The following is a 24113-nucleotide window of genomic DNA, read 5'->3' as shown; positions in this document are numbered from 1 at the left end:
GCGTTGATCGCAGGGATCAACGCCTTTGGTTTTTATGCGCAGTGCGGCTCAGCCCCAGGCCTTTTCAATCCAGCGGGCCGGCTGGATATGGTGGAAGCGCTTGTTGCGCAGGCCTTGCAGCGCGTCGGGCGGGTTGACCTCGCCGTGGAAGATGACGATGCGCGCATCAGCGGGCGGCACCGGCTCCTTCCAGTAGTTGCTCGGCCAGGTGGGGATGCAGTAGTACTTGAAGCTCGGGCACCAGGCAGCCGGCCAGTAATCGAGCTTGCCCTGCTGGTGCAGAAAGTGTGACAGGTACTCCTGCTCATTGCGGTACTGGGCGCGCAGCTGCTCGGTGTTGGCACGGAAGTTGGCCAGCACATCGGCGTGGGCGCCCAAGGTAAAGCGGTAGACCGAGGAGTTGCCGACAATGCGCTCACCAAAGCGCCAAAAACGCGGGTAGTCATGGATGATGCGAAATTCACCCGGCAGGGTGAAGAACTCATCGATGCTGCCGACAATCACCACATCCAGGTCCAGGAACAGCGCCTGGCCTTGCAGACCATACAGGTCCTGCTCGAAGGTGGTGAGCTTTTTCCAGGCGCCATCACGCTGGCCGGGGGCCAGATGGATGTTCAGGTCTGGAATCGGGTGGCATTCCACTTCGCTGCGAATCCCTTGCGTGTCATCGGTCAGGCAGACAAAGCGAAAATCGCCACTCAGATGGCGGCGAACCATGGCGTACAGCCGATTGACATAGTCGGGGCCATATTTGGTACCCCATTTCATGCAAAGGATGTGGCGATCGGTCACACTAGCTGCCCTGCTGCTTTTTGATCGACTTTTGCTTGGGCTTGGCGCGCTTGACCTGGCCGCCGGCCGTCAGGCGCTGGTTACCCAGGATGCGGATCTGCTTGACTTCGGGCTTTTGCCAGACGTTCTTGCTGAACTTGAGCACCTTGACTTCGCGCGGGCCGGCCTTGCGGTCTTCGTCGAGTTGCTTTTCCTTCTCGGGCATCGGGCGCCACAGGACCAGCAGCTTGCCGATGTGCTGGATAGGCGCTGCATTGAGCGAATCGGTCAGCTTCAGGAAGATGGCTTCGCGGTTGGCGCGGTCATCGGAGAAAACACGGATTTTGATCAGGCCATGGGCATTCAGGGCCAGGTCGACCTCTTTTTCGACGGCTTCGGTCAAGCCGTCACCGCCAATCAGAACCACGGGGTCGAGGTGGTGGGCTTCGGCGCGGTGCTCGCGACGTTGGGCGGGAGTGAGTTGTATTTGGGGCATAGCCCGTATTATCGGGGCTCCGGGGAGAAAACATGAAAGTAAGTACTAAAACCAAGAAGGTCAACAAGACTTGGCTCAATCAGCACATCAACGACCCCTATGTGCGGGCCGCGCAAAAAGACGGCTACCGCGCCCGCGCGGTCTACAAGCTCAAGGAAATCGATGAGCATTTCAAGCTGATCCGGCCGGGCGATGTGGTGGTCGATCTGGGCTCCACGCCTGGCGCCTGGAGCCAGTATGTGCGCCGCCGCCTCTCGCCCGATGGCGCGGCGGTGGGCGAGCTCAACGGCGCAATCATCGGCCTGGACATGCTGCCGATGGAGCCCATCGAGGGCGTGGACTTCATCCTGGGCGATTTTCGCGAGCAGGAGGTGCTGGACCAGCTGGAGCAGACGCTGGCCAAGCGCCGCGTTGATGTGGTGATCTCGGACATGGCGCCCAACCTCTCAGGGGTGGAGAACGTGGATGCTGCCCGTATCGCGCATCTGATCGAGCTGGCGGTGGACTTCACCTGCCAGCACATGAAGCCCGAGGGCACCTTGGTGGTCAAGCTGTTCCATGGCAGTGGTTACTCGCAGCTGGTGGACCTGTTCAAGCAGACCTTCCAGGTGGTCAAGCCCTACAAACCCAAGGCCTCGCGCGATAAATCGTCCGAGACCTATTTGGTTGGCATTCGCCTCAAACCCGAAGCGCAGCGTTGAGCACCCCTTGCCAATGCCTGCTTTGCCTGGCGCATGCTCCAAGCTTGCTGAAACACTGAGACAATGGCCTTTACTGAGCAATCCTGCGTGCCACCAAGGGGAAAGCGCAAGCATTGGCCCTTGAAAGTCCTAAAATAGTGCATATCTGACATAACAGATTCTGTGTCTTTCCCGATTTCCTACTACTGGAGCCCCCTTGAACAATCAGTGGTTTTCTAAGATCGCCGTATGGCTTGTCATTGCCATGGTGCTGTTCACCGTGTTCAAGCAATTGGACAACCGTGCAGGCGCCAGCGCGAACAAGATCCCGTATTCCGAGTTTTTGCAAGACGTCCGCAATGGCCGCATCAAGACTGCGACCTTGCAGGAAAGCCCTGCCGGCACGGTGATCACGGCGACCACGGGTGACGATCGCAAGCTCCAGACCACCGCGACCTACATGGACCGTGGCCTGATTGGCGACCTGATCAACAACAACGTCAAGTTTGACGTGAAGGAGCGCGAAGAAGGCTCGCTGCTGATGAGCCTGCTGATCAGCTGGGGCCCGATGCTGCTGCTGATCGGCGTCTGGGTCTACTTCATGCGCCAGATGCAAGGCGGCGGCAAGGGCGGTGCGTTCAGCTTTGGCAAGTCCAAGGCGCGCATGCTCGACGAAAACAACAACAGCGTCACCTTTGCCGATGTGGCCGGTTGCGACGAGGCCAAGGAAGAAGTCAAGGAAGTTGTCGACTTCCTCAAAGACCCCAACAAGTTCCAAAAGCTCGGCGGCCGCATTCCCCGTGGTCTGCTGCTGGTCGGCCCTCCCGGTACCGGTAAGACCTTGCTGGCCAAGTCCATTGCCGGCGAAGCCAAGGTGCCGTTCTTCTCGATCTCGGGCTCCGACTTCGTCGAAATGTTTGTCGGCGTGGGCGCGGCCCGCGTGCGCGACATGTTCGAGAACGCCAAGAAGAATGCGCCTTGCATCATCTTCATCGACGAAATCGATGCCGTCGGCCGCCAGCGTGGCGCCGGCATGGGCGGTGGCAATGACGAGCGCGAGCAGACCCTGAACCAGATGCTGGTCGAGATGGATGGTTTCGAGACCAATATGGGCGTGATCGTGGTGGCTGCCACCAACCGCCCCGACATTCTCGATGCCGCCTTGCTGCGCCCTGGCCGTTTTGACCGCCAGGTCTACGTGACCCTGCCCGATGTGCGTGGCCGCGAGCAGATCCTGAATGTGCACATGCGCAAGATCCCGGTGGGCCAGGATGTGAACCCCAACATCATCGCCCGTGGCACGCCCGGCATGTCCGGTGCCGATCTGGCCAACCTCTGCAACGAAGCTGCGTTGATGGCCGCGCGCCGCAATGCGCGCACCGTGGAGATGCAGGACTTCGAAAAGGCCAAGGACAAGATCTTCATGGGCCCCGAGCGCAAGTCTGCGGTGATGGACCCCGAAGAGCTGAAGAACACCGCCTACCATGAAGCCGGCCACGCGCTGATCGGCAAGCTGCTGCCCAAGTGCGACCCGGTGCACAAGGTCACCATCGTGCCGCGCGGCCGCGCGCTGGGTGTGACCTTCACGCTGCCCGAGAAGGACCGCTACGGTTACGACAAGGAATGGGCATTGAGCCGTATCGCCATGCTGTTTGGCGGCCGGATTGCCGAAGAAGTGTTCATGAACCAGATGACGACTGGCGCATCGGACGACTTCAACAAGGCGACCCAGCTGGCGCGCGACATGGTGACCCGCTACGGCATGACCGATGCGCTGGGCCCGATGGTCTATGCCGAGCAGGAAGGCGAGCCTTTCCTGGGCCGCTCGATGAGCAAGCCCAGCAACATCAGCGAAGAGACCATGCAGAAGGTGGACGCCGAGGTTCGCCGCATCATTGATGAGCAGTATGGTCTGGCACGCCGCCTGATCGAAGAGCACAGCGACAAGATGCATGCGATGGCCAAGGCCATGCTGGAGTGGGAAACCATCGATTCCGAGCAGCTGGACGACATCATGGCGGGCAAGGCACCGCGCCCGCCCAAGGACTGGACGCCACGCAACCCACCGTCGAGCAGCAATGACGGCGGCGCAGGCGGCAGCCCCACCGTGGTGACGGAGCCGGCACACAATCCGGTCTGATCACGACAGACCCTGGCGAAAAGCGCTCTGCCCGAGCGCTTTTCTTATTTTTAAAGGACACCTCTGATGCGCCACTGGCAAACCACCCGCTTTCGTATTGACCTGACCGCGCCGCAAGTGATGGGCATCGTCAACGTCACGCCGGACTCGTTCTCGGACGGAGGCAGCCACGAAGGCGTCTCGGCCGCGATGATCCATGCGGAAAAGCTGCTGGCCGATGGCGCGCATATCCTGGACATTGGTGGTGAGTCCACCCGCCCGGGCAGCCCTGCGGTGCCGCTGGACGAAGAGCTGCGCCGGGTGCTGCCGGTGGTCAAGGCGGCCGTGGCCTTGCAGGTGCCGATCTCGGTCGATACCTACAAGCCCGAGGTGATGCAGGCGGTGCTGGATCTGGGCGCGGACATCATCAACGACATCTGGGCGCTGCGCCAGCCCGGCGCGCAGGCCGTGGTGGCGGCCCACCCGCAATGCGGCGTCTGCCTGATGCACATGCATGCCGATCCGCAGACCATGCACCAAGAGCACATGGCCACCCAGAGCGATGTGGCGGCCGAGGTGCTGGACTTTTTGCAGGCCCATACCCGCAGCCTGCAAGCGCTGGGCGTGCAGGCCGAGCGCATCGTCTGGGATGCCGGCACCGGCTTTGGCAAAAGCCCGAGCCAGAACTTTGCGCTGCTGCAGCAGCAGCCCCGGCTGGCGGCAGCTGGCTACCCGCTGCTGGCGGGCTGGTCGCGCAAGGGATCGCTGGGCAAGGTCACAGGGCGGGTGGTGGCCGAGCGCATGCCCGCCAGCATTGCGGCGGCCCTGCTGTCGGTGGAGCATGGCGCAGCCATTGTGCGCGTGCACGATGTGCGCGAGACCTGCGATGCGTTGGCCGTGCTGCAGGCGATGCGCGCCCCGCAATCTTTGGATACGCAGGGCTGACGCGGTTTGCGCCTGGCATCGTTGGTCAGGCGCTACACTGCTACTGCGCCATAAACCACCGATGGCGCCTTTTCACTTTCTCTCAGGCCCCCAACAAGCAAGAACACTATGGCACGACAGTATTTTGGAACCGATGGCATCCGTGGCACGGTAGGCAAGCCACCGATCACCCCTGACTTTGTGCTTCGCCTGGGCCATGCCGTGGGCCGGGTGCTGCGCCGTGAGCAGGAGCGCCCGACGGTGCTGATCGGCAAGGACACGCGCATCTCGGGTTATATGCTCGAAAGCGCACTGGAGTCGGGCCTCAATTCGGCCGGTGTCGATGTGGTGCTGCTGGGCCCCTTGCCGACCCCTGGCGTGGCCTACCTCACGCGCGCCCAGCGCGCCAGTCTGGGCGTGGTCATCAGCGCCAGCCACAACCCTTTTGACGACAACGGCATCAAGTTCTTCAGCGCCGAGGGCGCCAAGCTGCCCGACAGCTGGGAAGAGTCGGTGGAAGCGGCGTTGATGGAGGGCTTTGACTGGGTGCCGTCCGCAGCACTGGGCAAGGCCCGCCGCCTCGACGATGCCGCAGGCCGCTATATCGAATTTTGCAAGAGCACCTTTGACCACCGGCTGACCTTGCGCGGACTCAAGATCGTGGTCGATGCGGCCCACGGCGCGGCCTACCATATTGCGCCCAAGGTCTTCCATGAGCTGGGCGCCGAGGTCATCACCATTGGCTGCAATCCGGACGGCCTCAATATCAACCAGGATGTGGGGGCTACCCACCCCGATGCGCTGGTGCGCTCGGTGCGCTCCAACGGCGCCGATCTGGGCGTGGCGCTCGATGGTGATGCCGATCGGCTGCAGCTGGTCGATGCCAAGGGACGGCTCTACAACGGCGATGAGCTGCTCTACCTGATGGCCATGGACCGGCTGCGCCGGGGCAAGAAGCTGCCCGGCGTCGTGGGCACCTTGATGACCAACCTGGCTGTTGAGGCGGCCTTGCAAAAGCAGGGCGTGGAGCTGGTGCGCGCCAAGGTCGGTGACCGCTATGTGCTCGAAGAGCTGCAGCGCCGCAATTGGGTGCTGGGCGGTGAGGGCTCGGGCCACCTGCTGGCGCTGGACAAGCACACCACGGGTGACGGCCTGGTGAGTGCCCTGCAGGTGCTGCAGGCCTGCGTGAGCCGCAACCAGAGCGTGGCCGAGCAGCTCGACGGCGTGGATCTGTGCCCCCAGGTGCTGCTCAATGTGCGCCTGCAGCCCGGGCAGGACTGGCGCAACAACCACCAGCTGTTTGAGTTGGAGCGCAGCATCACCGACGACTTTGCCGGCCAGGGCCGGGTGCTGATCCGGCCCAGCGGCACCGAGCCGCTGCTGCGCGTGATGGTCGAGGCCTTTGATGCGGCCCAGGCCAGCCGCTGCGCCGAGCAGCTGGCCGAAGTGGCCCGCCAATCCTGACGAGCGGCTGCGTGCGCGCAGCCCATTGAGGGTGCTGTGGTAGGCACACAGCGTCATGCAACTGTCATGTTTTGCACATGGCACTGTCATCTGCGCGCAGGACACTGAAGGCGCTCTGTATCAGCCCGTCGAGCAGCCGGGGCCGCACGGCGGTCTGGCACCATGCAAGGGCGGCAGGGCGCTACAGGAGCTCTGCCATGCACAACAAACACAGCTTTTTCAGCGCATCCGAGACCGCCATTGTCACGCCCTCGGCGCCGAAACCGCAGGCCAGCCTGCCTGCAACCGCCGCGGCGGCCAACCCGCTGGACATCGAGGTCTCCTGGGCCTGCCACCTCGACGAGGTGCGCGAAGCCCAGCGTCTGCGCCACCAGATTTTTGCCGGCGAGATGGGCGCGCAGCTGCAAACCAGCCTGGAAGGCCATGATGTCGACGGCTTTGATGACTACTGCGAGCACCTGCTGGTGCGCCAGGGCCAGAGCAAGCAGGTGATCGGCACCTACCGCCTGCTGACCCCCGCGCAGGCCCTGCGCGCCGGCCGCACCTATTCTGACGGAGAGTTTGACCTGAGCGCCATTGATGCATTGCGCCCGCGCATGGTGGAACTCGGCCGCAGCTGCGTGCATCCGGACTACCGCCAGGGCGGGGTGATCATGGCGCTTTGGGGCGCGCTGGCCAGCTTCATGCTGCGTAACAAGCTCGATGTGATGATGGGCTGCGCGAGCATCCCCATGTGGCACAACGGCATTGTCAGTGGCGATGCCGCTGCCAGCATCTGGCGCCAGCTGCTAGCCAAGGGCCAGATCTCCCAGGAATACAGCGTCGTGCCGCACCTGCCGCTGCCGCTGGGGCAACTCAATGACCAGGTCGATGTAGAGCCGCCTGCGCTCATCAAGGGCTATCTGCGGGTCGGCACCGAGGTGATCGGCGCGCCGGCCTGGGATCCGGACTTCAACACCGCTGATCTGCCGATGCTGATGCAGCTCGACCGCCTGCCTGCGCGCTACCGCAAGCACTTTCTGGGTTGATGGCGCAAGCCGCTTGCTAGCGCTGCGCATCCCCTTCTGAAGGATGCCGGACGCAAGTGACGGTTCACCTCTCGGATCCATTCCAAGGCGGCAACGTAGGCATACAGAATGGATGCATATAGCCCTAGTGGAAAGTCCTCATAATCAAAACACTGCTTGTGCTGCAAGCAGTGTTTTTTGCTATCCAAAGGACCTATGGTGAGCTCTCTCTCGCAATCCCCACAACCGCCGATTACCTTGCTGGTGTTCAACCCCATGGCCGAGCCGCTGCTCGACCAGATCCGCGCGCATGCTGACGTGGTGTATGCACCCACCCCCGAGCTGCGCGCCAGCGCGGTGGCCTCGCACGGCGCCCAGGCACAGGCCGTGTTGACCATTGGCTCGATTGGCCTCACGGCCGAGGAAATCGCCCAGATGCCGCAGCTGCGCCTGGCCTGCACCTTGGGTGCCGGCTATGAAGGCTTGGCGCTCGATGCACTGCGCGCACGCGGCATTGTGCTGGCGACCGGGGCGGGCACCAACGACACCAGCGTGGCCGACCACAGCTTTGGCCTGATTCTGGCGTCGATGCGCAACTTCCGCACCCTGGACCAGCAGGCCCGCGCCGGTGTCGACCGCTACAGCCTGGCCCATCCGCCCAGCGTGTCGGGCAAGAAGCTGGGCATTCTGGGCCTGGGCCATATCGGCCTGAAGATTGCCAGGCGTGCTGAAGGCTTTGACATGCCGGTGGGCTACCACAACCGCCAGCCCAAGGCAGGGGTGGGCCACCGCTATTTCGATTCGCTGCATGCGCTGGCCAGCTGGGCCGACATCCTGGTCTGCGCCACGCCGGGCGGACCGGGCACCAAGCACCTGGTCAATGCAGAGATTCTGCAGGCGCTGGGCCCCCAGGGTTACCTGATCAATATCGCGCGGGGCTCGGTGGTCGATACGCTGGCGCTGGCGGCCGCCTTGAAGGACGGCACCATTGCCGGTGCCGGCATTGATGTCTATGAGAGTGAGCCGCATCGCCCCGAGCCGCTGATCGACCTGCCCAACATCCTCATCACGCCCCATGTGGCGGGCTGGTCGCCAGAGGCCACCCAGGCGAGCCTGACGCAGTTCATCGGCAACCTGACGGGTGTGTTCTCGGGCAAGGGCGCCGTCGCGCCCGTGAATCTGGGCGCTTAAGGCTCGGCAGAAAAAACACCCATGCGGTCACCGGCCTGGGTGTGCCGCGCCTTATTTGGCGGTGATGCCCAGCGCCTGCTTGAACTGGAAGGGGTAGGGCGTCTTCTGCCAGGCCAGCACCTCCTCGCCCAGCAGGTAGGCCGATTGCGGAAACTGCTCGGCCCAGCCGGGGGCTACCTTGAGCGACCACTTTTCGGTCTTGTCACGCAGGCAGATCTGGTCGAGCGCCGGGTCGCGGCGCGCATGGCACAGCAGGGTCGCGAGGCGCAGGCACAGCAGCTCCAGCGCAAAATCGCGGTCCTGCAAGAAGGCATCGACCTTGCGCAGCTTGCCTCTCTGCGCCAGCACCAGGGCTGCCAGGTGGGACAGCTCGGTTTGCGTAAAGCCGGGCACATCGCTGTGGCCCAGCACATAGGCGCCGTGGTGGTGGTGGTCGGTGTGGGAGATGAGGCAGCCGATCTCATGGAGCTGGCTGGCCCAGTCGAGCATCGGCGACTGCAGCTCGGCCGGCGCGGTCGAACCCGCATAGCGGCGTGCCTGCTCGTACAAGGTGGCGGCAGTGCGCTGCACGCGGCCCGCTTGGGTGCGATCGACCTGGTAGCGCTCCTTGAGCGCGGCGATAGTGCGGTGGCGGATATCGCTGAACTCCTCGTGCTGCACCATGTCGCGCAGCAGGCCCTGGCGCAGCGCGCCGCTGGCAATGCGCAGCTCCCCGATCTGCAGCAGATCAAACACCGCGCAAAGCACGGTCACGCCGCCGCCAATCACCGCCCGGCGCTCTTCCTTGAGGCCTTCGAGCCGCAGCTCGCTGGCATTGCCGGCGGCCAGCAATTGGTCGCAGAGCCAGTGCAGTTGCTCGCGCGTGACCACGTCGGGCTGGCCGCCGTGCAGCGCCAGCACATCGGCAATCGCGTTGGCCGTGCCCGAGGTGCCATAGGCGCAGTCCCAGCTGCCGGGCACAAAATGGTGGGCTGCTTCTTCCATCACCGCCTGGGCGGCGATCTGCGCGGTTTTCAGCGCCGATTTGCTGAACTCACCCTGGGGGAAATAGCGCAGCGACCAGGCCACGCTGCCCACGGGGAAGGAGGCCACGCGCTGCGAGCTGTAGCGCTGGCCCAGGATCAGCTCGGTGGAGCGGCCGCCGATATCGACCACCAGGCGGCGCTCGTCCGATGGGGGCAGCGAGTGGGCCGCGCCCTGGTAGATCAGGCGCGCTTCTTCCGGCCCGGAGATGATGCTGATCGGGTAACCCAGAATCTGGTTGGCGCGCTGGATGAAGACATCGCTGTTGCGCGCTTCGCGCAAGGTCTGGGTGGCTACGGCGCGCACATGGGCGGCAGGAAAGCCCTGCAGGCGCTCGGCAAAGCGCGCCAGGCAATCCCAGCCGCGCTGCATGGCCTCGGCCGTCAGCAGGCCTTGCTCATCGAGACCGGCGCCCTGGCGGACCATCTCCTTGAAATATTGCACGCGTTCAATATGGCCCGCGGCATAGCGGCCAACTTCCAGGCGGAAACTATTGGATCCCAGATCCACCGCGGCAAGCAAGGTGCCATCAAGCATAAGTGTCGTCATCTATCGGTTCTGCAGTCTAGGCAGGCAGCATAGCACCTGAGCACCCTGTGCAAAGCTCCCTGCCGTGGGCTGTGCGCGGTCTTAGACTGTCCGCGTTCTTCCGCTTGGCGAGGGCTTTGCACAGGATCCCTCGTCTCCTGTGTACGTCCGCTATACAGCGGCATGCTGACAAAACTTAAAAGTAAGTCTTTCCCGTGAATCTAATATGACAATCTTATGCGCTGTTGTTGTGTGACATCGATCCCCTTCAGAGGCAAATGGGGTGAAAAATGTCATGCCAGTGTCATATACATTTTTTACAGTTCACTCCATTGCGTTTCATCACCAACAGGAGTTTTCATGAAAGTGTCCGCGATTCGAGTGCTGGTTGCTGGTCTGGTTGCCGCCGGTGCGTTTGCCCAGGTGCAGGCCGAAGAGGCTACGGGTGCCGGTGCAAGCTTCCCAGCTCCACTGTATTCCAAGTGGGCTGCCGACTACAACAAGGCCACTGGCGTCAAGATCAACTACCAATCGGTGGGTTCGAGCGCTGGCATCAAGCAAATCGATGCCAAGACCGTGGACTTCGGTGCCTCCGACATGCCTTTGAAGGATGAAGAGCTGGCACAAAAGGGTCTGGTGCAGTTCCCCACCGTGATCGGCGGCATTGTGCCCGTGGTCAACATCAAGGGCATCACCCCCGGTCAACTCAAGCTCAACGGCCAAGTGCTGGGCGACATCTACCTGGGCAAGATCACCAAGTGGAATGACCCAGCGATCACCAAGCTGAACCCCGGCGTGGCGCTGCCAGATGCCACCATCGCTCCGGTGCGCCGCGCTGACGGCTCGGGCACGACCTTCGGCTTCACCAACTACCTCTCCAAGGTCAATACCGAGTGGAAGGAAAAAGTGGGTGAGGGCGCTGCCGTGAACTGGCCTACCGGTGCCGGTGGCAAGGGCAACGAAGGCGTGGCCGCCTATGTGGGCCGCCTGCCCAACTCCATCGGCTACGTGGAATACGCCTACGTCAAGCAAAACAAGATGGTCTTCGCCCAGCTGCAAAACGCCGATGGCAACTTTGTCAGCCCGGAAAGCGCCAACTTCAAGGCCGCTGCTGCCGGTGCCGACTGGAACAAGAGCTTCTACCAGATCCTGAACAACCAGCCTGGCAAGGATGCATGGCCTATCACCTCGGCCACCTTCATCCTGATGCGCAAGCTGCAGGAAAAGCCAGCCCAGGGCACCACCTCGCTGAAGTTCTTCGAGTGGGCTTACACCTCTGGTGATGGCACTGCTGACGGCCTGGACTATGTGCCCATGCCAGCCAGCGTCAAGGACATCATCTACAAGTCCTGGGGCGAGATCAAGGACGGCAGCGGCAAGGCTGTGTTCGCCAAGTAAGTCGAAAATGATGGGTCGCTCGGGTAGCGGCCCTTTTCCACACTGAATGGAATCAAACGTGTCGACATCCTTTCCTGTTCAAAACAAAACGGTTGCCGCCGGCAAAGCGCAGATGCAATCCAGCCAACCGCCAACGCGCAAGCCTTGGCTCTCCAACTCCGTCGCTGACGGCTTTTTTGCGTTCCTCGCCCGTGGCGCTGCGGTGCTGACGCTGGCCCTGCTGTTGGCCATCATGGGCTCGCTGATCGTCGGCGCCTGGCCTGCCATCCGTGAATACGGCATCGGATTTTTCTTCAACAGCGAATGGGATCCCGTCCAGAACCGCTACGGTGGTCTGGTGATGATCTATGGCACCTTGGCCACCTCGTTCATCGCGATGCTGATCGCCGTGCCCGTGAGCTTTGGCATTGCGCTGTTCCTCACCGAACTCTCCCCCGTCTGGCTCAAGCGCCCGCTGGGTACCGCCGTGGAACTGCTCGCTGCCGTGCCTTCCATCGTCTACGGTATGTGGGGCTTGATGGTGTTTGGCCCCTTGCTGGCCACCTATGTGCAGCAGCCGCTGCAGAACCTGTTCCAAGGCGTTCCTTATATGGAAGCCTTCTTCTCCGGCCCACCCGTGGGTATCGGTATTTTCTCGGCCGGCGTGATCCTGGCCATCATGGTCATCCCCTTCATCGCATCGGTGATGCGCGATGTGTTCGAAGTCACCCCCGCTCTTCTCAAGGAATCGGCGTACGGCCTGGGCTCGACCACCTGGGAAGTGATGTGGAAAGTCGTGCTGCCCTACACCAAGACCGGCGTGTTCGGTGGCGTGATGCTGGGTCTGGGCCGTGCACTGGGCGAGACCATGGCCGTCACCTTCGTGATCGGTAATATGAACCAGCTCAACTCGCTGTCCATCTTTGAAGCGGCCAACAGCATTACCTCGGCGCTGGCCAATGAGTTCGCCGAAGCCGGTGAAGGCCTGCACCAGGCATCGCTGATCTACCTGGGCCTGGCCTTGTTTTTCATCACGTTCATCGTCCTGGCCTGCTCCAAATTTATGCTGAGCCGCCTGCAAAAGAATGAAGGAGCCCGTTCATGACCACCGGAGAAAGCTTGATCCAGGCATCCGATCTGGCCAGCCAGCGCGCTGCCAAGTACCGAGCACGCAACCGCGTCAACCAGGTCGCGATTGCCCTGTCCCTCGCAGCCATGGCCTTTGGCGTGTTCTGGCTGATCTGGATTCTGTGGGAAACCCTGCGCCTGGGCGTGGGCGGTCTGAGTGTGGCCCTGGTCACCCAGATGACCCCGGCTCCCAATGAAATTGGCGGTATCGCCAACGCCATCTGGGGCTCGCTGGTGATGGTGACCCTGGCCACCTTCGTGGGCACGCCCATCGGTGTGATGGCCGGTATCTACCTGGCCGAGTACAACAAGACCGGCTGGCTCGCATCGGTGACCCGCTTTGTCAACGACATTCTGCTGTCGGCTCCGTCGATCGTGATCGGTCTGTTCGTCTACTCGATGATCGTGATCCGCTTCAAGAGCTTCTCGGGCTATGCCGGTGTGGTTGCGCTGGCGCTGATCGTGATTCCGGTGGTCATCCGTACCACCGAGAACATGCTGATCCTGGTGCCTTCGAGCCTGCGTGAAGCGGCCTACGCACTGGGCACGCCCAAGTGGAAGGTGATCAGCATGGTGACCTTGCGTGCCGCCCGTGCCGGTGTCATCACCGGTGTGCTGCTGGCCGTGGCCCGTATCGCTGGCGAAACCGCTCCGCTGCTTTTCACCGCACTGAACAACCAGTTCTGGAACACCGACTTGTCCAAGCCGATGGCGAGCCTGCCGGTCACCATCTTCAAGTTTGCGATGAGCCCTTATGAAAACTGGCAGCAACTGGCCTGGGCAGGTGTCTTCCTGATCACGCTGGCCGTGCTGGGTCTGAACATTCTTGCGCGCAGCATGGCGCGCCAAAAATAAGTATTCACAGGTGAACCCTATGTTGACAAAAACCAATGCGGCTAACGCCAGTGCACTGAACTCCAAGATCTCGGTGCGCGACCTGAACTTCTACTACGGCAAGTTCCATGCGCTCAAGAACATCAACCTGGAAATCCCGGAAAACAAGGTCACGGCCTTCATCGGTCCCTCGGGCTGCGGCAAGTCCACCTTGCTGCGCACCTTCAACCGCATGTACGAGCTCTATCCCGAGCAGCGCGCCGAAGGCCATATTGGTCTGGATGGTGAAAACCTGCTGACCAGCAAGCAGGATGTGGCCCTGATCCGCGCCAAGGTTGGCATGGTCTTCCAAAAGCCCACGCCGTTCCCGATGTCCATCTACGACAACATCGCCTTTGGTGTGAAGCTGTTCGAGGACCTGAGCAAGAGCGACATGGAAGAGCGCGTGGAATGGGCGCTGCGCAAGGCTGCGCTGTGGACCGAAGTCAAGGACAAGCTGGGCCAAAGCGGCTCGGGCCTGTCCGGTGGTCAGCAGCAGCGCCTGTGCATTGCCCGCGGTATCGCGATCAAGCCCGAAGTGCTGCTGCTCGACGAGCCTTGCTCGGCGCTGGACCCCATCTCCACGGCCAAGATCGAAGAGCTGATCGCTGAGCTGAAAGACGACTACACCGTGGTGATCGTGACCCACAACATGCAGCAGGCCGCGCGCTGCAGCGATTTCACCGCCTACATGTACCTGGGCAGCCTGATGGAGTTCGGTGCCACTGAGCAGATGTTCTTCAAGCCCCAGCGCAAAGAGACCGAAGACTACATTACCGGTCGTTTCGGCTAAGCCCGCGCGGTCACGCCCTCCACTACAACGAAAAGAGCCTGATATGACGGAAAAACATCTCTCATCACAGTTCGACAGCGAACTCAACAGCATCTCCTCCCGGGTGATGGAGTTGGGCGGCCTGGTCGAATCCCAGATCCAGCAGGCCATCTACGCGCTGTCGCAGTTCAGCACCGAGGCCGTCGCCAGGGTCGAAGAGCAGGAAAAGCGCGTCAACCAGCTGGAAGTGGACATCGACTACGAACTCTCGACCATCATTGCGCGCCGCCAGCCCACGGCCCGTGATCTGCGCCTGCTGATCGCGTTCTCCAAGGCCACGGCCAATCTGGAGCGCATGGGTGACGAGGCGCACAAGATGGCCCGCATGGTCGGCTCCATCATCGACAGCGGCGCCGCCCGCTCGCTGCCCACGTCGGACCTGCGTGTGGCTGCCGAGCTCGCCTCGGGCCTGCTGCGCAAGACCTTGGACGCCTTTGCCCGCCTGGACACCACGGCGGCCGTGTCGATCCTCAAGGAAGACGACCTGATCGATGCCGAGTTCGACGGTTTTGTGCGCAAGCTCATCACCTACATGATGGAAGATCCGCGCAAGATCTCCCCGAGCCTGGACCTGCTGTTCCTGGCCAAGGCGATCGAGCGCATCGGTGACCACTCGAAAAACGTTGCCGAGCTCATCATTTACCTGGTCAAGGGTATCGATGTGCGCCACACCACCATGCAAGAAATCGAATCGAGTGTTTTGTAGAGTCTGAGTTATGAAAAAACTGCCACGCGTACTCATTGTCGAAGACGAGCCCGCGATTGCCGAGCTGATCGCGGTGAACCTGCGACACAACGGCTGCCTGCCGATCTGGGCAGAGGATGGTGATGCCGCACAGCGCGAATTGGACGCGGTGCTGCCCGATGTGATCTTGCTGGACTGGATGCTGCCGGGCCAAAGCGGCCTGTCGCTGGCGCGCAAATGGCGTGCGGATGCCCGCGTCAAGGGCATTCCCATCATCATGCTGACCGCCCGCGGCGACGAGCCTGACAAGATCGCCGGGCTCGATGCCGGTGCCGATGACTACATCACCAAGCCTTTTTCCACGCAGGAATTGCTGGCCCGCATCCGTGCGGTGCTGCGCCGGCGCATTCCCGAGCAGGTCAACGACAGTGTGACGATTGGTGAGCTGGTGCTGGACGCGGCCACGCACCGTGTCACGTTCCAGGGTGAGCTGCTCAAGCTCGGCCCCACCGAGTTCAAGCTGCTGCACTTTTTGATGAAGCATGCCGAGCGTGTGCACTCGCGCTCGCAGCTGCTCGACAAGGTCTGGGGCGACCATGTGTTCATCGAGGAGCGCACCGTGGACGTCCATGTCAAGCGTCTGCGCGAGGCCTTGGGCGCTGCCAATGTGATGGTGGAGACCGTACGTGGGGCCGGCTACCGCATCACCGGCCAGCCCCAGGCGCTGCAGCGCGCTTAGCTTGCAGCCTGCCTGTGATGCGGGGATACTTCCGCATTCGGGCAGCTTGCTCTTTTTTGTAGGCTGCGCTGGTCGCAGCTTTTTTTGTTTTTGAGCGTTAGGCCTGCATGCTGTTTCGCATTGTCAGTTTTTTGTTTTTTCAGGCCCTGGGCGCGGCCCTGGGCTGGTGGCTGGGGCAGTTGCCCGGCGCACTGTTGGCGGCCATCTTAGGCGCCTGGTGCTGGTTTGTGGTGGATGTGTGGCGCGGCAACAAGGTGGTGGGCTGGCTGCGGCATGGCGACGCGGACAGCGCCCCGCAGCTGATGGGCATGTGGGGCGAGGCGGCCGACCGGGCGCGGCGCCTGGTGCGCCAGCTGCAAAAGAACGAGGCGCAGTCCGATGACCGGCTGCACCAGGTGCTGACGGCCATCCAGGCCTCGCCCAATGGCGTGGTGCTGCTCGACGAGCACAGCCATATCGAGTGGTGCAACCAGACCGCGTGCGACCACTTCGGCTTCAACCTCGAGCGCGACCATATGCAGGTCATCACCAACCTGGTGCGCGCGCCGGAGTTCATCGGCTATTTCAACGCCAACAACTTCAGCAAGGATGTGGTGATGGTCAGCCCGGTAATGCGCGCGGCCAGCCCGATGCGCATGTCGGTGCAGATGTTCCCCTATGGCGGCAACCGCAAGCTGCTGCTCTCGCGCGATGTCACCTCGCTGGAGCTGGCCGATGCGATGCGGCGCGACTTTGTGGCCAACGTCTCGCACGAGATCCGCACGCCGCTGACGGTGCTGACCGGCTTCATTGAAACGCTGCAGACCCTGCCGCTGAGCGCAGAGGAGCGCACCCAGTACTTGGCGCTGATGTCCAACCAGGCCCACCGCATGCAGGGGCTGGTGGTCGATCTGCTGACCTTGTCGCGCCTGGAGGGCAACCCGCCGCCCAGCCTCAACGAATGGGTCAGTGTGGGCAGCCTGCTCAAGCGCTGCGAAGAAGATGCGCATGGCCTGGCACGCATGATCGCCAAGGATGGCGACAAGCCCTTGCAGCTGTTCTTTCCGCAAGAAGATGCCGATGCCGGCCACTACGAGCTCGCCGGTGCCGGCAATGAGCTGCAAAGCGCGCTGTCCAACCTGGTCAACAACGCCGTGCGCTACACGCCGGCGGGCGGCGAAATCCGTGTGCAGTTCACGCGCCAGCCCGATGGCTCGGGGCGGGTCAGTGTGACCGACACCGGCCCGGGCATTGCGCCCGAGCATATCCCGCGCCTGACCGAACGTTTCTACCGCCTCGACCGCAGCCGCTCGCGCGATACCGGCGGCACGGGCCTGGGCCTGGCCATCGTCAAGCATGTGCTGCAGCGCCACGGCGCGCAGCTGCAGATTCGCAGCACGATCGGCAAGGGGTCGGAGTTCAGCGTGGTGTTTCCACCATCGCGCGTGCGCAAGCAGCTGACCGAGGAGCTCGTTTAGGCGCTTTGCCGCACCGCGTTTTTGGTGACGCGCTGCAGCAAGACCAAAAAGCAGGCCGCTGCCAGTACCAGCGCATAGGCCGCACACATCCAAAAAGCGATGGGGGAGTCCATCGCCGGGCGGCCGGCGATGCCGTGGTAGGCCAGCTGAAATCCACCCCACAGGCCTACGCCCCAGAGCAGGCTGCAGTACACCAGCAAGGGCATCACGGTGATGCGGTAGCTGCGCAGCACAAAGATGGACACGGTCTGGCTGGCATCGGCCAGGTGGTAGAGGCTGACCCAGCCCAGCAGGCCCAGCGCGATGGCCGCGACCTCGGGCGTTGCGGTGTAGATGGGCACAATCCAGCCTTTGGCGAGCCAGACCAGCAGCGCCAGTGTGGTGGCCAAGCCCATCGCGGCAAACAGGCCCAGAAACACCACCTGGCGCGCCCGCGCCTCATCGCCCGCACCCCGCCAATAGCTGGCGCGCGCGCTGGTCGCAATGGCGAGTGACAGCGGCACCATGTACATCAGCGCCGTGACATTGGCCGCAATCTGGTGCGCGGCCGACGAAGCCGTGCCCATGCGTGCCACGTAGAGCGCCATCAGCGTGAACGAGGTGATCTCGACCAGGATCGACAGGCTGGCCGGCACGCCCAGCTGCGCAAACTGCGCCAAGGTGGGCCAGTGCGGGCGCTCCAGTGGGCGCCAGATATCGGCAGGCGCATAGACGGACTGGCTGCGCAGCAGCCACCAGCCCAGGCCGCAGAGCAGGAAATTGACCAAGAACGTGGCCCAGGCGCAGCCCAGCACGCCCATCGGTGCCAGGCCCAGGCCGCCAAAGGTGAACCAGATGGACAGCGGCAGCTTGACGAGAAGGGACATGGCCTGCAGCCAGGTGACCATCTTGGGTTTGCCCAGCGACTGGCTCAAGGTGCTGAAAATGCGGAACAGCAGCGCAGCCGGCAGGCTCCAGCCGATGATGGCCAGGTAGCTTTTGACCAGCGACTGCAACTCCTGCGGCACCTCGGTCCAGCGCAGGATGGGCGCGGGATTGAACAGCACGGCCCAGCCCAGCAAGGTGGCGGCCAGGCAGATGTAGAGAGACTGGCGCAGCGATGCGCCAATGTCGCCGTGGCGGCGCGCGCCGTGCATCTCCGACCAGATCGGCATCAGTGCCTGCAAAAGGCCCATCAAAGAGACATAGACCGTCACAAAGATGGCCGAGCCCACCGACAGCGCGGCCAAAGACGCCTCGGCATGGCGGCCGGCAACGATGGTGTCGACCACGCCAAAGCCCATCACGGCGATCTGGCCGACAAACACCGTGCCCGCATGTTTGGCCAGCACCCGCATATCGCGGCCTGCCAGCAGGCGCGTCAACATCTCCCGCATACGCGCCTTCAACCCGGTTGACGACGGTAGATGACGATCTCCGCGTTCTTGTCGGTCGGGCGGGCAACGGCCGCCAGGCGCTTCCACTCAGGGCCCAGCACCTCGTTGCTCGGGGTGCGCTGTGATTCGAGCGGCATGGCCAGCCAGTTGCACGATGCGCTGGTGGGGTCGGTCAAGGTCTTGAGCTGCCAGCCGCCCTGGGCCTGCATGGCCACAATCTGCGAGCGGCTCAGGCCCCAGGCGGCCACGCAGCCGGCCGATGCGGGGGCGGGAAGCACCTTGCCCAGCGCCTGCACCTGGGCGGTGTAGCTGCGGCCATAGTCCAGCATCGGCATCCAGATGCTCATCAGCAAGATCCAGCTGAGCACGGTGCCGCCCGCAGGCAGCACCAGGCTGCGCCAGATCTCGGGCCGGTTGCGGCGCGCGCGCCAGAAGGCCAGTGCGCACCAGGCCAAGGTCGCCAGCACGGCAATGACAAACTGCGGCAGCGAGAACTGCGCGACAAAATCAGGGGCAATGCGAGCCACATTGGCCGCTGGCTTGGCTGGGGTGCCGGTGTAGACCGCCAGCCAGATCACCCAGATGGTGATGGCCGCAGCGCTGAAAAAAAGCAGGGTGAACCAGTCGATCAGCGCCGCCATGGCGCGGCGGAAGGTGGGCAGCGCAAAAGCGGCCAACGCGGCAAACGCGGGCAGGCCCAGCAGCAACGCGCGATCGGACGGGGTGGTGATGACGGTGTTGACCAGCGCCAAGGCGCCCAGCAGGATGGGCAGCCACAGATGGCGGTGCACAAAGCGCCAGTCGGCCACCTGGCGGCGCCAGATCCACAGCGACCACAGCGCCAGCGGCCAGGCCGGCCACACATACCAGACCACCAGCTCAAACAGCGGGCGCAACTGGCGGAAATGCTCGGCCGGCAGGATGCGCCATTGCCACTGGTGCAGGTAGACGGCTAGCAGCAAGGCGGCCACGCCCAAAATGGCAAAGACGCCTGCGGCCTGCAGGCTGCGCGCGCGCAGCTTGGCATCGACGGGGGTGAGCGCCAGGATCAAGGCCACGCCCAGACCCAGGCAGACCGCATAGGTGGGCGCGCCGCTCAGCGCCAGCATCACCAAGCCTACCGCGCCTATGCACAGCGGCGTGCCAAAGCGGATGGGAATACAGGCAGCCGCATAGAACACAAAGCACACGCCCGACAGCTGCACCACGTAGCTGCTGGCCTCGTGCGAGGGCTGGGCCAGGCCCAGGCAGGCAATCAGCGCCAGCAGGCCGCCATCGGCCATCGCGCGCGCATAGTCAATCTCGTTGGCTTCGCCGCCAAAGGCAAAGGCCACGGGGCCCGCTCCAGGGCTGCGCGCCAGGTAGTACACGGCATACCAGGTGGCCATCAAGGCCAGCCAGAGCAGGGCGGCAAATGGCAGGCGGCTGGCCAGCTCAGGCGAGATGAAGTCGCCAAAGGCCTGGATGGCCCAGGCGCCCAGCCAGTAGGGGATCAGACCCTCGGTGTCCGGGCTCAGGCCCAGAATCTCCGGCGCCAGCCAGGGGGTCCGGCCTTCTGCCAGCGCCAAGGCGTAGCCATAGCTGGTGATGTCCAAGGTCTTCCAGGGTGCGCGGGCGATAAAGCCGGGCACCACATAGGCCAGGCACAGCAGCAGCAGGAGTGCACGCGGCAGAGGGCGTACAGCGGCTTGGGAGACGATGGCTGGGGTCGGAAAATTCACACGGGCTTACCAAAGGGAGCAAGGCTCAGCAGCTTATCAGGCCCTGCACCAGAAATGTAGGAGAACCGCGCATTGTCTGCGGGTCCGCCAAGCGGGTCAATAAAAAAAGGCAGTACGGTGTCGCACTGCCTTTGGATTGCACAGACAAAAAGGGCGCCAGGCCTTGCGGCCCGCAGCCCTTTTGCCAAGCAAATTACTTCTTGCCGAAACGGTTGCGGAAACGCTCCACACGGCCGCCCATGTTGTCCACCGACTTTTGGGTGCCGGTGTAGAAAGGGTGCGACTCAGACGAGGTATCCAGCTTGAACAGCGGGTATTCCTTGCCTTCGAAGGTGTCGGTTTCCTTGGTGTTCACGCACGAGCGGGTCACAAACTTGAAGCCGTTGGACAGGTCCACGAACAACACTTCGCGGTAGTCTGGGTGAATGCCTTCTTTCATGATTCTTCCTTAGGTCAAGTGCGGGAGCCGTGCCAAGCCGGATGCAACCTTTGCATCCCAGTAAACTGGGCGTACTTTCCGCAATAAAAGCCCTCCATTATTGCATAGGATGGGTTTGTTTTCAGCAAAACCTGGGGTTTCAGTCGGCTGATGTCCATTTGCGGGATACGCCACGCCATGGCAAAGCCTTGATGGGAAGGCCTTTAGCCCGGCTTGCGCCCCGCATGCAGCCAGACGGGCGCCATCGGGAAATCCAGCCGTCCCAGCGCCTGGGCCTCCTGGCCTGGTGTGATCGAGCCTGCCCGTGCAACCGGGCCGTGGTGTGACCTGGACGGTAGCGGGCACGCACAGGCCAGCGCAGGCATGAAAAAACCCTCCGTGTTGAGCGGAGGGTTGGCAGGCCGGTGGGCGCAGGGCGGGGTTTAGCCGCCGCGGCGCATCATGTCGAAGAACTCGACATTGCTCTTGGTCTGCTTCATGTTCTTGATCATCAGTTCCATGGACTCGATCTCGTCCATGTTGTACATGAACTGGCGCAGGATGCGGGTCTTTTGCAGGATCTCGGGAGCGAGCAGCATCTCTTCGCGGCGCGTGCCGCTCTTGTTGAGCTCGATGGCCGGGAAGACGCGCTTTTCATACAGACGGCGGCTCAGGTGCAGCTCGCTGTTGCCCGTGCCCTTGAATTCTTCAAAGATCACTTCGTCCATGCGGCTGCCGGTGTCGACCAGTGCGGTGGCGATGATGGTGAGCGAGCCACCTTCTTCGACATTGCGGGCCGCGCCAAAGAAGCGCTTGGGGCGCTGCAGCGCATTGGCGTCCACACCACCGGAGAGCACCTTGCCCGACGAAGGCACCACGTTGTTGTAGGCGCGGGCCAGGCGGGTGATGGAGTCGAGCATGATGACGACATCCTGGCCCATTTCCACCAGGCGCTTGGCGCGCTCGATGACCATCTCGGCCACGTGCACGTGGCGGGCGGCGGGCTCGTCAAAGGTCGATGCAATGATCTCGCCCTTGACCGAGCGCTGCATTTCCGTCACTTCTTCCGGACGCTCGTCGATCAGCAGCACCATCATGTGCACATCGGGGTAGTTGGCGGTGATGGCGTGTGCAATGCTTTGCATCATCATCGTCTTGCCGCTCTTGGGGGCCGCGACGATCAGTGCGCGCTGGCCACGGCCAATCGGCGCGATGATGTCGATCAGGCGGCCGGTGATGTTTTCCTCGGCCTTGATGTCGCGCTCCAGACGCATCTGTTCCTTGGGGAACAGCGGCGTCAGATTCTCGAACATCATCTTGTGCTTGTTTTGCTCGGGAGGCAGGCCGTTGACCTTGTCGAGCTTGGTCAAGGCAAAGTAACGCTCGCCATCCTTGGGGGTGCGCACTTCGCCTTCGATCATGTCGCCGGTGTGCAGATTGAAGCGGCGCACCTGGCTGGGGGAGATGTAGATATCGTCGGTGCTGGCGGTAAAGCTGGTGTCGAGGCTTCGCAGAAAGCCAAATCCGTCGGGCAGGATTTCCAGAACGCCATCGGCAAAAACCTGTTCACCGGCCTTGGCTCGCTTCTTGATGATCGCAAACATCAACTCCTGTTTGCGCATGCGGCCAGTATTTTCAATTTCAAGCTCTTCTGCCAGCTTGAGGACTTCAGACACATGCAGTGCCTTGAGCTCATTTAAGTGCATGGATAGACTCCAGAACGGAGTAACTGTTAGAGGTAGGGGGGATGCAGAGCCGGTGCAATAAGCGGGAGACCGCGAAGCCGGAGACCATGCTTGATCTATTCTTGGTCGGAATACGATCGGTGATCTAAATGTCGATTATAGACAGGTTGCTGCAGGATCATCCTGCCTGAATTATCAACTATATGTATCAGGCGGGACAGAGAGCGGCTAGGATTTTTGATTTTTTTATAAAAATACAGAAAAATCAAATGCTTGAAAAATGCAAAAAGCACGGCCAAAACCGTGCTTTGTAGGCGATGGCCGCCAGATCTGGCCAGCCATGCCGGGATGCAGACGCGCTGGCTGCGCATCCAGCGGTTCGATTTAGGCCAGTTGCTCGTCCAGGAAGGCCGTCAATTGGGCCTTGTTCAGTGCGCCCACCTTGGTGGCAGCCAGTTCGCCGTTCTTGAACAGCATCAGCGTGGGGATGCCACGGATGCCGAACTTGGCCGAGATGGCGCGGTTTTCATCGACATTGACCTTGGCAATCTGCAGCTTGTCCTTGTAGCTGACCGACACTTCTTCCAGCACGGGAGCGATCTGCTTGCAAGGGCCGCACCATTCGGCCCAGAAGTCCACCAGAACATTGGTGTTGGGTTGCAGAACATCGCCTTCAAAGCTGGCTTCGTTGGTGTGCTTGATCAGGGATTCCGACATGGCAGGTTCCTCGTTAAATTTTGGGTTTTTTGGCGCCAGGGGTTGCGCCATGGACAAAAGTTGAGGCCATTGTGACAGAAAGCAAGGCCGGGTGCAGGCAGCGCGCGCCGCATCTGACGCGTTGTGGGGGCGCCAGATGTCAAGCACAATGCACTCTCAGAGGGACGAGAGGGTCCAGGCATGCACAGCTGCTATGCCGGAGTTTGAAACTATCAATCGCTGCTGCCGCTTGCAAGCGACGGCGGCAAGAGGAGAGGCCATTGGCACTGCTGAACAGGGACAGCGCGTCTGTCTATGACACACCACCGCACGGCGACTTTGTGCGCTATGTGGACCAGCTCATCGCCCGGCAGAACTCCGGTGCCGCTCATACCATGGGCAGCATGCAGCGCCCGGCGCGGCCAGGCCACGGCCAGGCGCCATTGCCATCGGCTGCATCCAGCCACGCGAGCAGCAACCCGATCGCCGACCAAGCCCAGGAGCTGCTCGACCGCATCCGCCAGATGGACCAGACGCGCAAGGGCAGGCGCCAGGGCGCGGCGCAGACGCTGACCACCACAACGCGCAGCAGTTCAGGCGCATCTACCACATCGATTTTTACCTCTGCCGGCAGTGGTACGGCCAGCAAGAAGTCGTTCAGCGGCTTCAAGCTCATCGGGGTGCTGATTGCCGCGATCCTGGGCATCATGTTTCCGCCGCTGGGCATCGTGATGCTGATTGCGGCCTTCAAAAAGGGCTGGTCCCAGAAAGACTAAGCGGCATCCCAGGGCCCGCCAGAATGCGGTCACGGTCTGGGGCGGCGGGTTGCTTGGCGGCTGTGGCTGCAAATCCTTGCATTTGTATGCATACGGTAAATGGCTGTAGGCCGGTGCACCAACTGCGCTGGCGGGCGTTGTGTATAT

The 24113-nt window shown here is 62.4% G+C and carries 22 protein-coding genes; 14 read left to right on the top strand and 8 right to left on the bottom strand.

Features of this window, described 5'->3' with window-relative positions:
- Positions 1 to 48 precede the first annotated feature (48 nt).
- Together N4T19_RS06830 and N4T19_RS06825 are read right to left on the bottom strand one after the other, a co-directional pair.
- Entirely contained in the window at positions 49 to 768 is a 720-nt protein-coding gene (locus N4T19_RS06830) for a hypothetical protein (protein WP_021026577.1), read from the bottom strand.
- 25 nt (positions 769 to 793) lie between these two features.
- Positions 794 to 1267 carry a YhbY family RNA-binding protein gene (locus N4T19_RS06825; RefSeq protein ID WP_021026578.1) on the bottom strand — a complete coding sequence of 158 codons (474 nt, stop codon included), beginning with the start codon at positions 1265 to 1267 and terminating at the stop codon, positions 794 to 796.
- Between the two features lie 32 nt (positions 1268 to 1299).
- On the opposite strand from N4T19_RS06825, the gene N4T19_RS06820 reads away from it, so the two are divergent.
- From N4T19_RS06820 to N4T19_RS06795, 6 genes are all read left to right on the top strand, one after another.
- Positions 1300 to 1968, top strand: a complete 669-nt coding sequence (locus N4T19_RS06820) for an RlmE family RNA methyltransferase (RefSeq protein ID WP_116924188.1) — start codon at positions 1300 to 1302, stop codon at positions 1966 to 1968.
- Between the two features lie 196 nt (positions 1969 to 2164).
- Positions 2165 to 4087 (top strand): ATP-dependent zinc metalloprotease FtsH, encoded by a 1923-nt coding sequence (ftsH, locus tag N4T19_RS06815; protein ID WP_116924187.1) that lies wholly within the window; start codon positions 2165 to 2167, stop codon positions 4085 to 4087.
- Between the two features lie 66 nt (positions 4088 to 4153).
- A complete protein-coding gene (folP, locus tag N4T19_RS06810) occupies positions 4154 to 5011 on the top strand; it encodes a dihydropteroate synthase (protein WP_409935162.1) in 858 nt (285 codons plus the stop codon).
- Positions 5012 to 5119: 108 nt separating this feature from the next.
- Positions 5120 to 6454 (top strand): phosphoglucosamine mutase, encoded by a 1335-nt coding sequence (gene glmM, locus N4T19_RS06805; protein ID WP_116924185.1) that lies wholly within the window; start codon positions 5120 to 5122, stop codon positions 6452 to 6454.
- 197 nt (positions 6455 to 6651) lie between these two features.
- Complete coding sequence (locus N4T19_RS06800; protein ID WP_116924184.1) at positions 6652 to 7482, top strand: GNAT family N-acetyltransferase; 831 nt, start codon at positions 6652 to 6654, stop codon at positions 7480 to 7482.
- A gap of 198 nt (positions 7483 to 7680) precedes the next feature.
- On the top strand, positions 7681 to 8652 hold the full coding sequence (locus N4T19_RS06795) for a 2-hydroxyacid dehydrogenase (protein WP_409935161.1): 972 nt from the start codon (positions 7681 to 7683) through the stop codon (positions 8650 to 8652).
- Between the two features lie 51 nt (positions 8653 to 8703).
- On the opposite strand, the gene N4T19_RS06790 is transcribed toward N4T19_RS06795, so the two are convergent.
- Positions 8704 to 10212 carry a Ppx/GppA phosphatase family protein gene (locus N4T19_RS06790; protein WP_116924182.1) on the bottom strand — a complete coding sequence of 503 codons (1509 nt, stop codon included), beginning with the start codon at positions 10210 to 10212 and terminating at the stop codon, positions 8704 to 8706.
- Between the two features lie 351 nt (positions 10213 to 10563).
- Between N4T19_RS06790 and pstS the strand changes: the two genes are divergently transcribed.
- From pstS to phoR, 7 genes are all read left to right on the top strand, one after another.
- A complete protein-coding gene (gene pstS, locus N4T19_RS06785) occupies positions 10564 to 11601 on the top strand; it encodes a phosphate ABC transporter substrate-binding protein PstS (protein WP_182342164.1) in 1038 nt (345 codons plus the stop codon).
- A gap of 112 nt (positions 11602 to 11713) precedes the next feature.
- Complete coding sequence (gene pstC / locus N4T19_RS06780; RefSeq protein ID WP_043339725.1) at positions 11714 to 12685, top strand: phosphate ABC transporter permease subunit PstC; 972 nt, start codon at positions 11714 to 11716, stop codon at positions 12683 to 12685.
- On the top strand, positions 12682 to 13563 hold the full coding sequence (gene pstA, locus N4T19_RS06775) for a phosphate ABC transporter permease PstA (protein ID WP_182342158.1): 882 nt from the start codon (positions 12682 to 12684) through the stop codon (positions 13561 to 13563). The genes pstC and pstA overlap by 4 nt, the downstream gene beginning before the upstream one ends.
- 19 nt (positions 13564 to 13582) lie before the next feature.
- Complete coding sequence (pstB, locus tag N4T19_RS06770) at positions 13583 to 14374, top strand: phosphate ABC transporter ATP-binding protein PstB (protein ID WP_116924179.1); 792 nt, start codon at positions 13583 to 13585, stop codon at positions 14372 to 14374.
- A gap of 43 nt (positions 14375 to 14417) precedes the next feature.
- On the top strand, positions 14418 to 15119 hold the full coding sequence (gene phoU, locus N4T19_RS06765) for a phosphate signaling complex protein PhoU (RefSeq protein WP_116924178.1): 702 nt from the start codon (positions 14418 to 14420) through the stop codon (positions 15117 to 15119).
- A gap of 10 nt (positions 15120 to 15129) precedes the next feature.
- The gene (gene phoB, locus N4T19_RS06760; protein ID WP_021026591.1) at positions 15130 to 15837 is read left to right on the top strand and encodes a phosphate regulon transcriptional regulator PhoB; all 708 of its coding nucleotides are present in this window, start codon (positions 15130 to 15132) and stop codon (positions 15835 to 15837) included.
- A 107-nt stretch (positions 15838 to 15944) separates the two neighbouring features.
- On the top strand, positions 15945 to 17294 hold the full coding sequence (phoR, locus tag N4T19_RS06755) for a phosphate regulon sensor histidine kinase PhoR (RefSeq protein ID WP_182342152.1): 1350 nt from the start codon (positions 15945 to 15947) through the stop codon (positions 17292 to 17294).
- Here the strand turns inward: phoR and N4T19_RS06750 are convergent.
- The 5 genes from N4T19_RS06750 to trxA all read right to left on the bottom strand — a co-directional run bounded on the left by N4T19_RS06750 (position 17291) and on the right by trxA (position 23211).
- Positions 17291 to 18661, bottom strand: a complete 1371-nt coding sequence (locus N4T19_RS06750) for an MATE family efflux transporter (protein ID WP_116924176.1) — start codon at positions 18659 to 18661, stop codon at positions 17291 to 17293. The two genes, phoR and N4T19_RS06750, sit on opposite strands and share 4 nt — an antisense overlap.
- A 17-nt stretch (positions 18662 to 18678) precedes the next feature.
- Positions 18679 to 20391 carry a hypothetical protein gene (locus N4T19_RS06745; protein WP_260719727.1) on the bottom strand — a complete coding sequence of 571 codons (1713 nt, stop codon included), beginning with the start codon at positions 20389 to 20391 and terminating at the stop codon, positions 18679 to 18681.
- Between the two features lie 193 nt (positions 20392 to 20584).
- The gene (locus N4T19_RS06740; RefSeq protein ID WP_116924174.1) at positions 20585 to 20830 is read right to left on the bottom strand and encodes a type B 50S ribosomal protein L31; all 246 of its coding nucleotides are present in this window, start codon (positions 20828 to 20830) and stop codon (positions 20585 to 20587) included.
- Between the two features lie 422 nt (positions 20831 to 21252).
- Positions 21253 to 22515: a transcription termination factor Rho gene (gene rho / locus N4T19_RS06735; protein WP_021026598.1), complete on the bottom strand. Its 1263-nt coding sequence runs from the start codon at positions 22513 to 22515 to the stop codon at positions 21253 to 21255.
- 363 nt (positions 22516 to 22878) lie between these two features.
- Positions 22879 to 23211, bottom strand: a complete 333-nt coding sequence (gene trxA, locus N4T19_RS06730; RefSeq protein ID WP_027010832.1) for a thioredoxin TrxA — start codon at positions 23209 to 23211, stop codon at positions 22879 to 22881.
- 260 nt (positions 23212 to 23471) lie between these two features.
- Here trxA and N4T19_RS06725 point away from each other — a divergent pair, with 260 nt between their 5' ends.
- Positions 23472 to 23966 (top strand): hypothetical protein, encoded by a 495-nt coding sequence (locus tag N4T19_RS06725; protein ID WP_116924173.1) that lies wholly within the window; start codon positions 23472 to 23474, stop codon positions 23964 to 23966.
- Positions 23967 to 24113 lie beyond the last annotated feature (147 nt).

This window comes from Comamonas squillarum (assembly GCF_025309455.1).
GTDB classification, from domain to species: domain Bacteria; phylum Pseudomonadota; class Gammaproteobacteria; order Burkholderiales; family Burkholderiaceae_C; genus Comamonas; species Comamonas squillarum.
The sequence above is the reverse complement of the archived record's forward strand: the minus strand, read 5'-3'. Positions and strand labels throughout refer to the sequence as shown.

Excerpts from the sequence above, each read along its gene's own strand:
- N4T19_RS06830 (WP_021026577.1), bottom strand. The coding sequence starts at position 768 with ATGAAATGGGGTACCAAATATGGCCCCGACTATGTCAATCGGCTGTAC.
- N4T19_RS06825 (WP_021026578.1), bottom strand. The coding sequence starts at position 1,267 with ATGCCCCAAATACAACTCACTCCCGCCCAACGTCGCGAGCACCGCGCC.
- N4T19_RS06820 (WP_116924188.1), top strand. The coding sequence starts at position 1,300 with ATGAAAGTAAGTACTAAAACCAAGAAGGTCAACAAGACTTGGCTCAAT.
- folP (WP_409935162.1), top strand. The coding sequence starts at position 4,154 with ATGCGCCACTGGCAAACCACCCGCTTTCGTATTGACCTGACCGCGCCG.
- glmM (WP_116924185.1), top strand. The coding sequence starts at position 5,120 with ATGGCACGACAGTATTTTGGAACCGATGGCATCCGTGGCACGGTAGGC.
- N4T19_RS06800 (WP_116924184.1), top strand. The coding sequence starts at position 6,652 with ATGCACAACAAACACAGCTTTTTCAGCGCATCCGAGACCGCCATTGTC.
- N4T19_RS06790 (WP_116924182.1), bottom strand. The coding sequence starts at position 10,212 with ATGCTTGATGGCACCTTGCTTGCCGCGGTGGATCTGGGATCCAATAGT.
- pstS (WP_182342164.1), top strand. The coding sequence starts at position 10,564 with ATGAAAGTGTCCGCGATTCGAGTGCTGGTTGCTGGTCTGGTTGCCGCC.
- pstC (WP_043339725.1), top strand. The coding sequence starts at position 11,714 with ATGCAATCCAGCCAACCGCCAACGCGCAAGCCTTGGCTCTCCAACTCC.
- pstA (WP_182342158.1), top strand. The coding sequence starts at position 12,682 with ATGACCACCGGAGAAAGCTTGATCCAGGCATCCGATCTGGCCAGCCAG.
- pstB (WP_116924179.1), top strand. The coding sequence starts at position 13,583 with ATGTTGACAAAAACCAATGCGGCTAACGCCAGTGCACTGAACTCCAAG.
- phoU (WP_116924178.1), top strand. The coding sequence starts at position 14,418 with ATGACGGAAAAACATCTCTCATCACAGTTCGACAGCGAACTCAACAGC.
- phoB (WP_021026591.1), top strand. The coding sequence starts at position 15,130 with ATGAAAAAACTGCCACGCGTACTCATTGTCGAAGACGAGCCCGCGATT.
- phoR (WP_182342152.1), top strand. The coding sequence starts at position 15,945 with ATGCTGTTTCGCATTGTCAGTTTTTTGTTTTTTCAGGCCCTGGGCGCG.
- N4T19_RS06750 (WP_116924176.1), bottom strand. The coding sequence starts at position 18,661 with ATGTTGACGCGCCTGCTGGCAGGCCGCGATATGCGGGTGCTGGCCAAA.
- N4T19_RS06740 (WP_116924174.1), bottom strand. The coding sequence starts at position 20,830 with ATGAAAGAAGGCATTCACCCAGACTACCGCGAAGTGTTGTTCGTGGAC.
- rho (WP_021026598.1), bottom strand. The coding sequence starts at position 22,515 with ATGCACTTAAATGAGCTCAAGGCACTGCATGTGTCTGAAGTCCTCAAG.
- trxA (WP_027010832.1), bottom strand. The coding sequence starts at position 23,211 with ATGTCGGAATCCCTGATCAAGCACACCAACGAAGCCAGCTTTGAAGGC.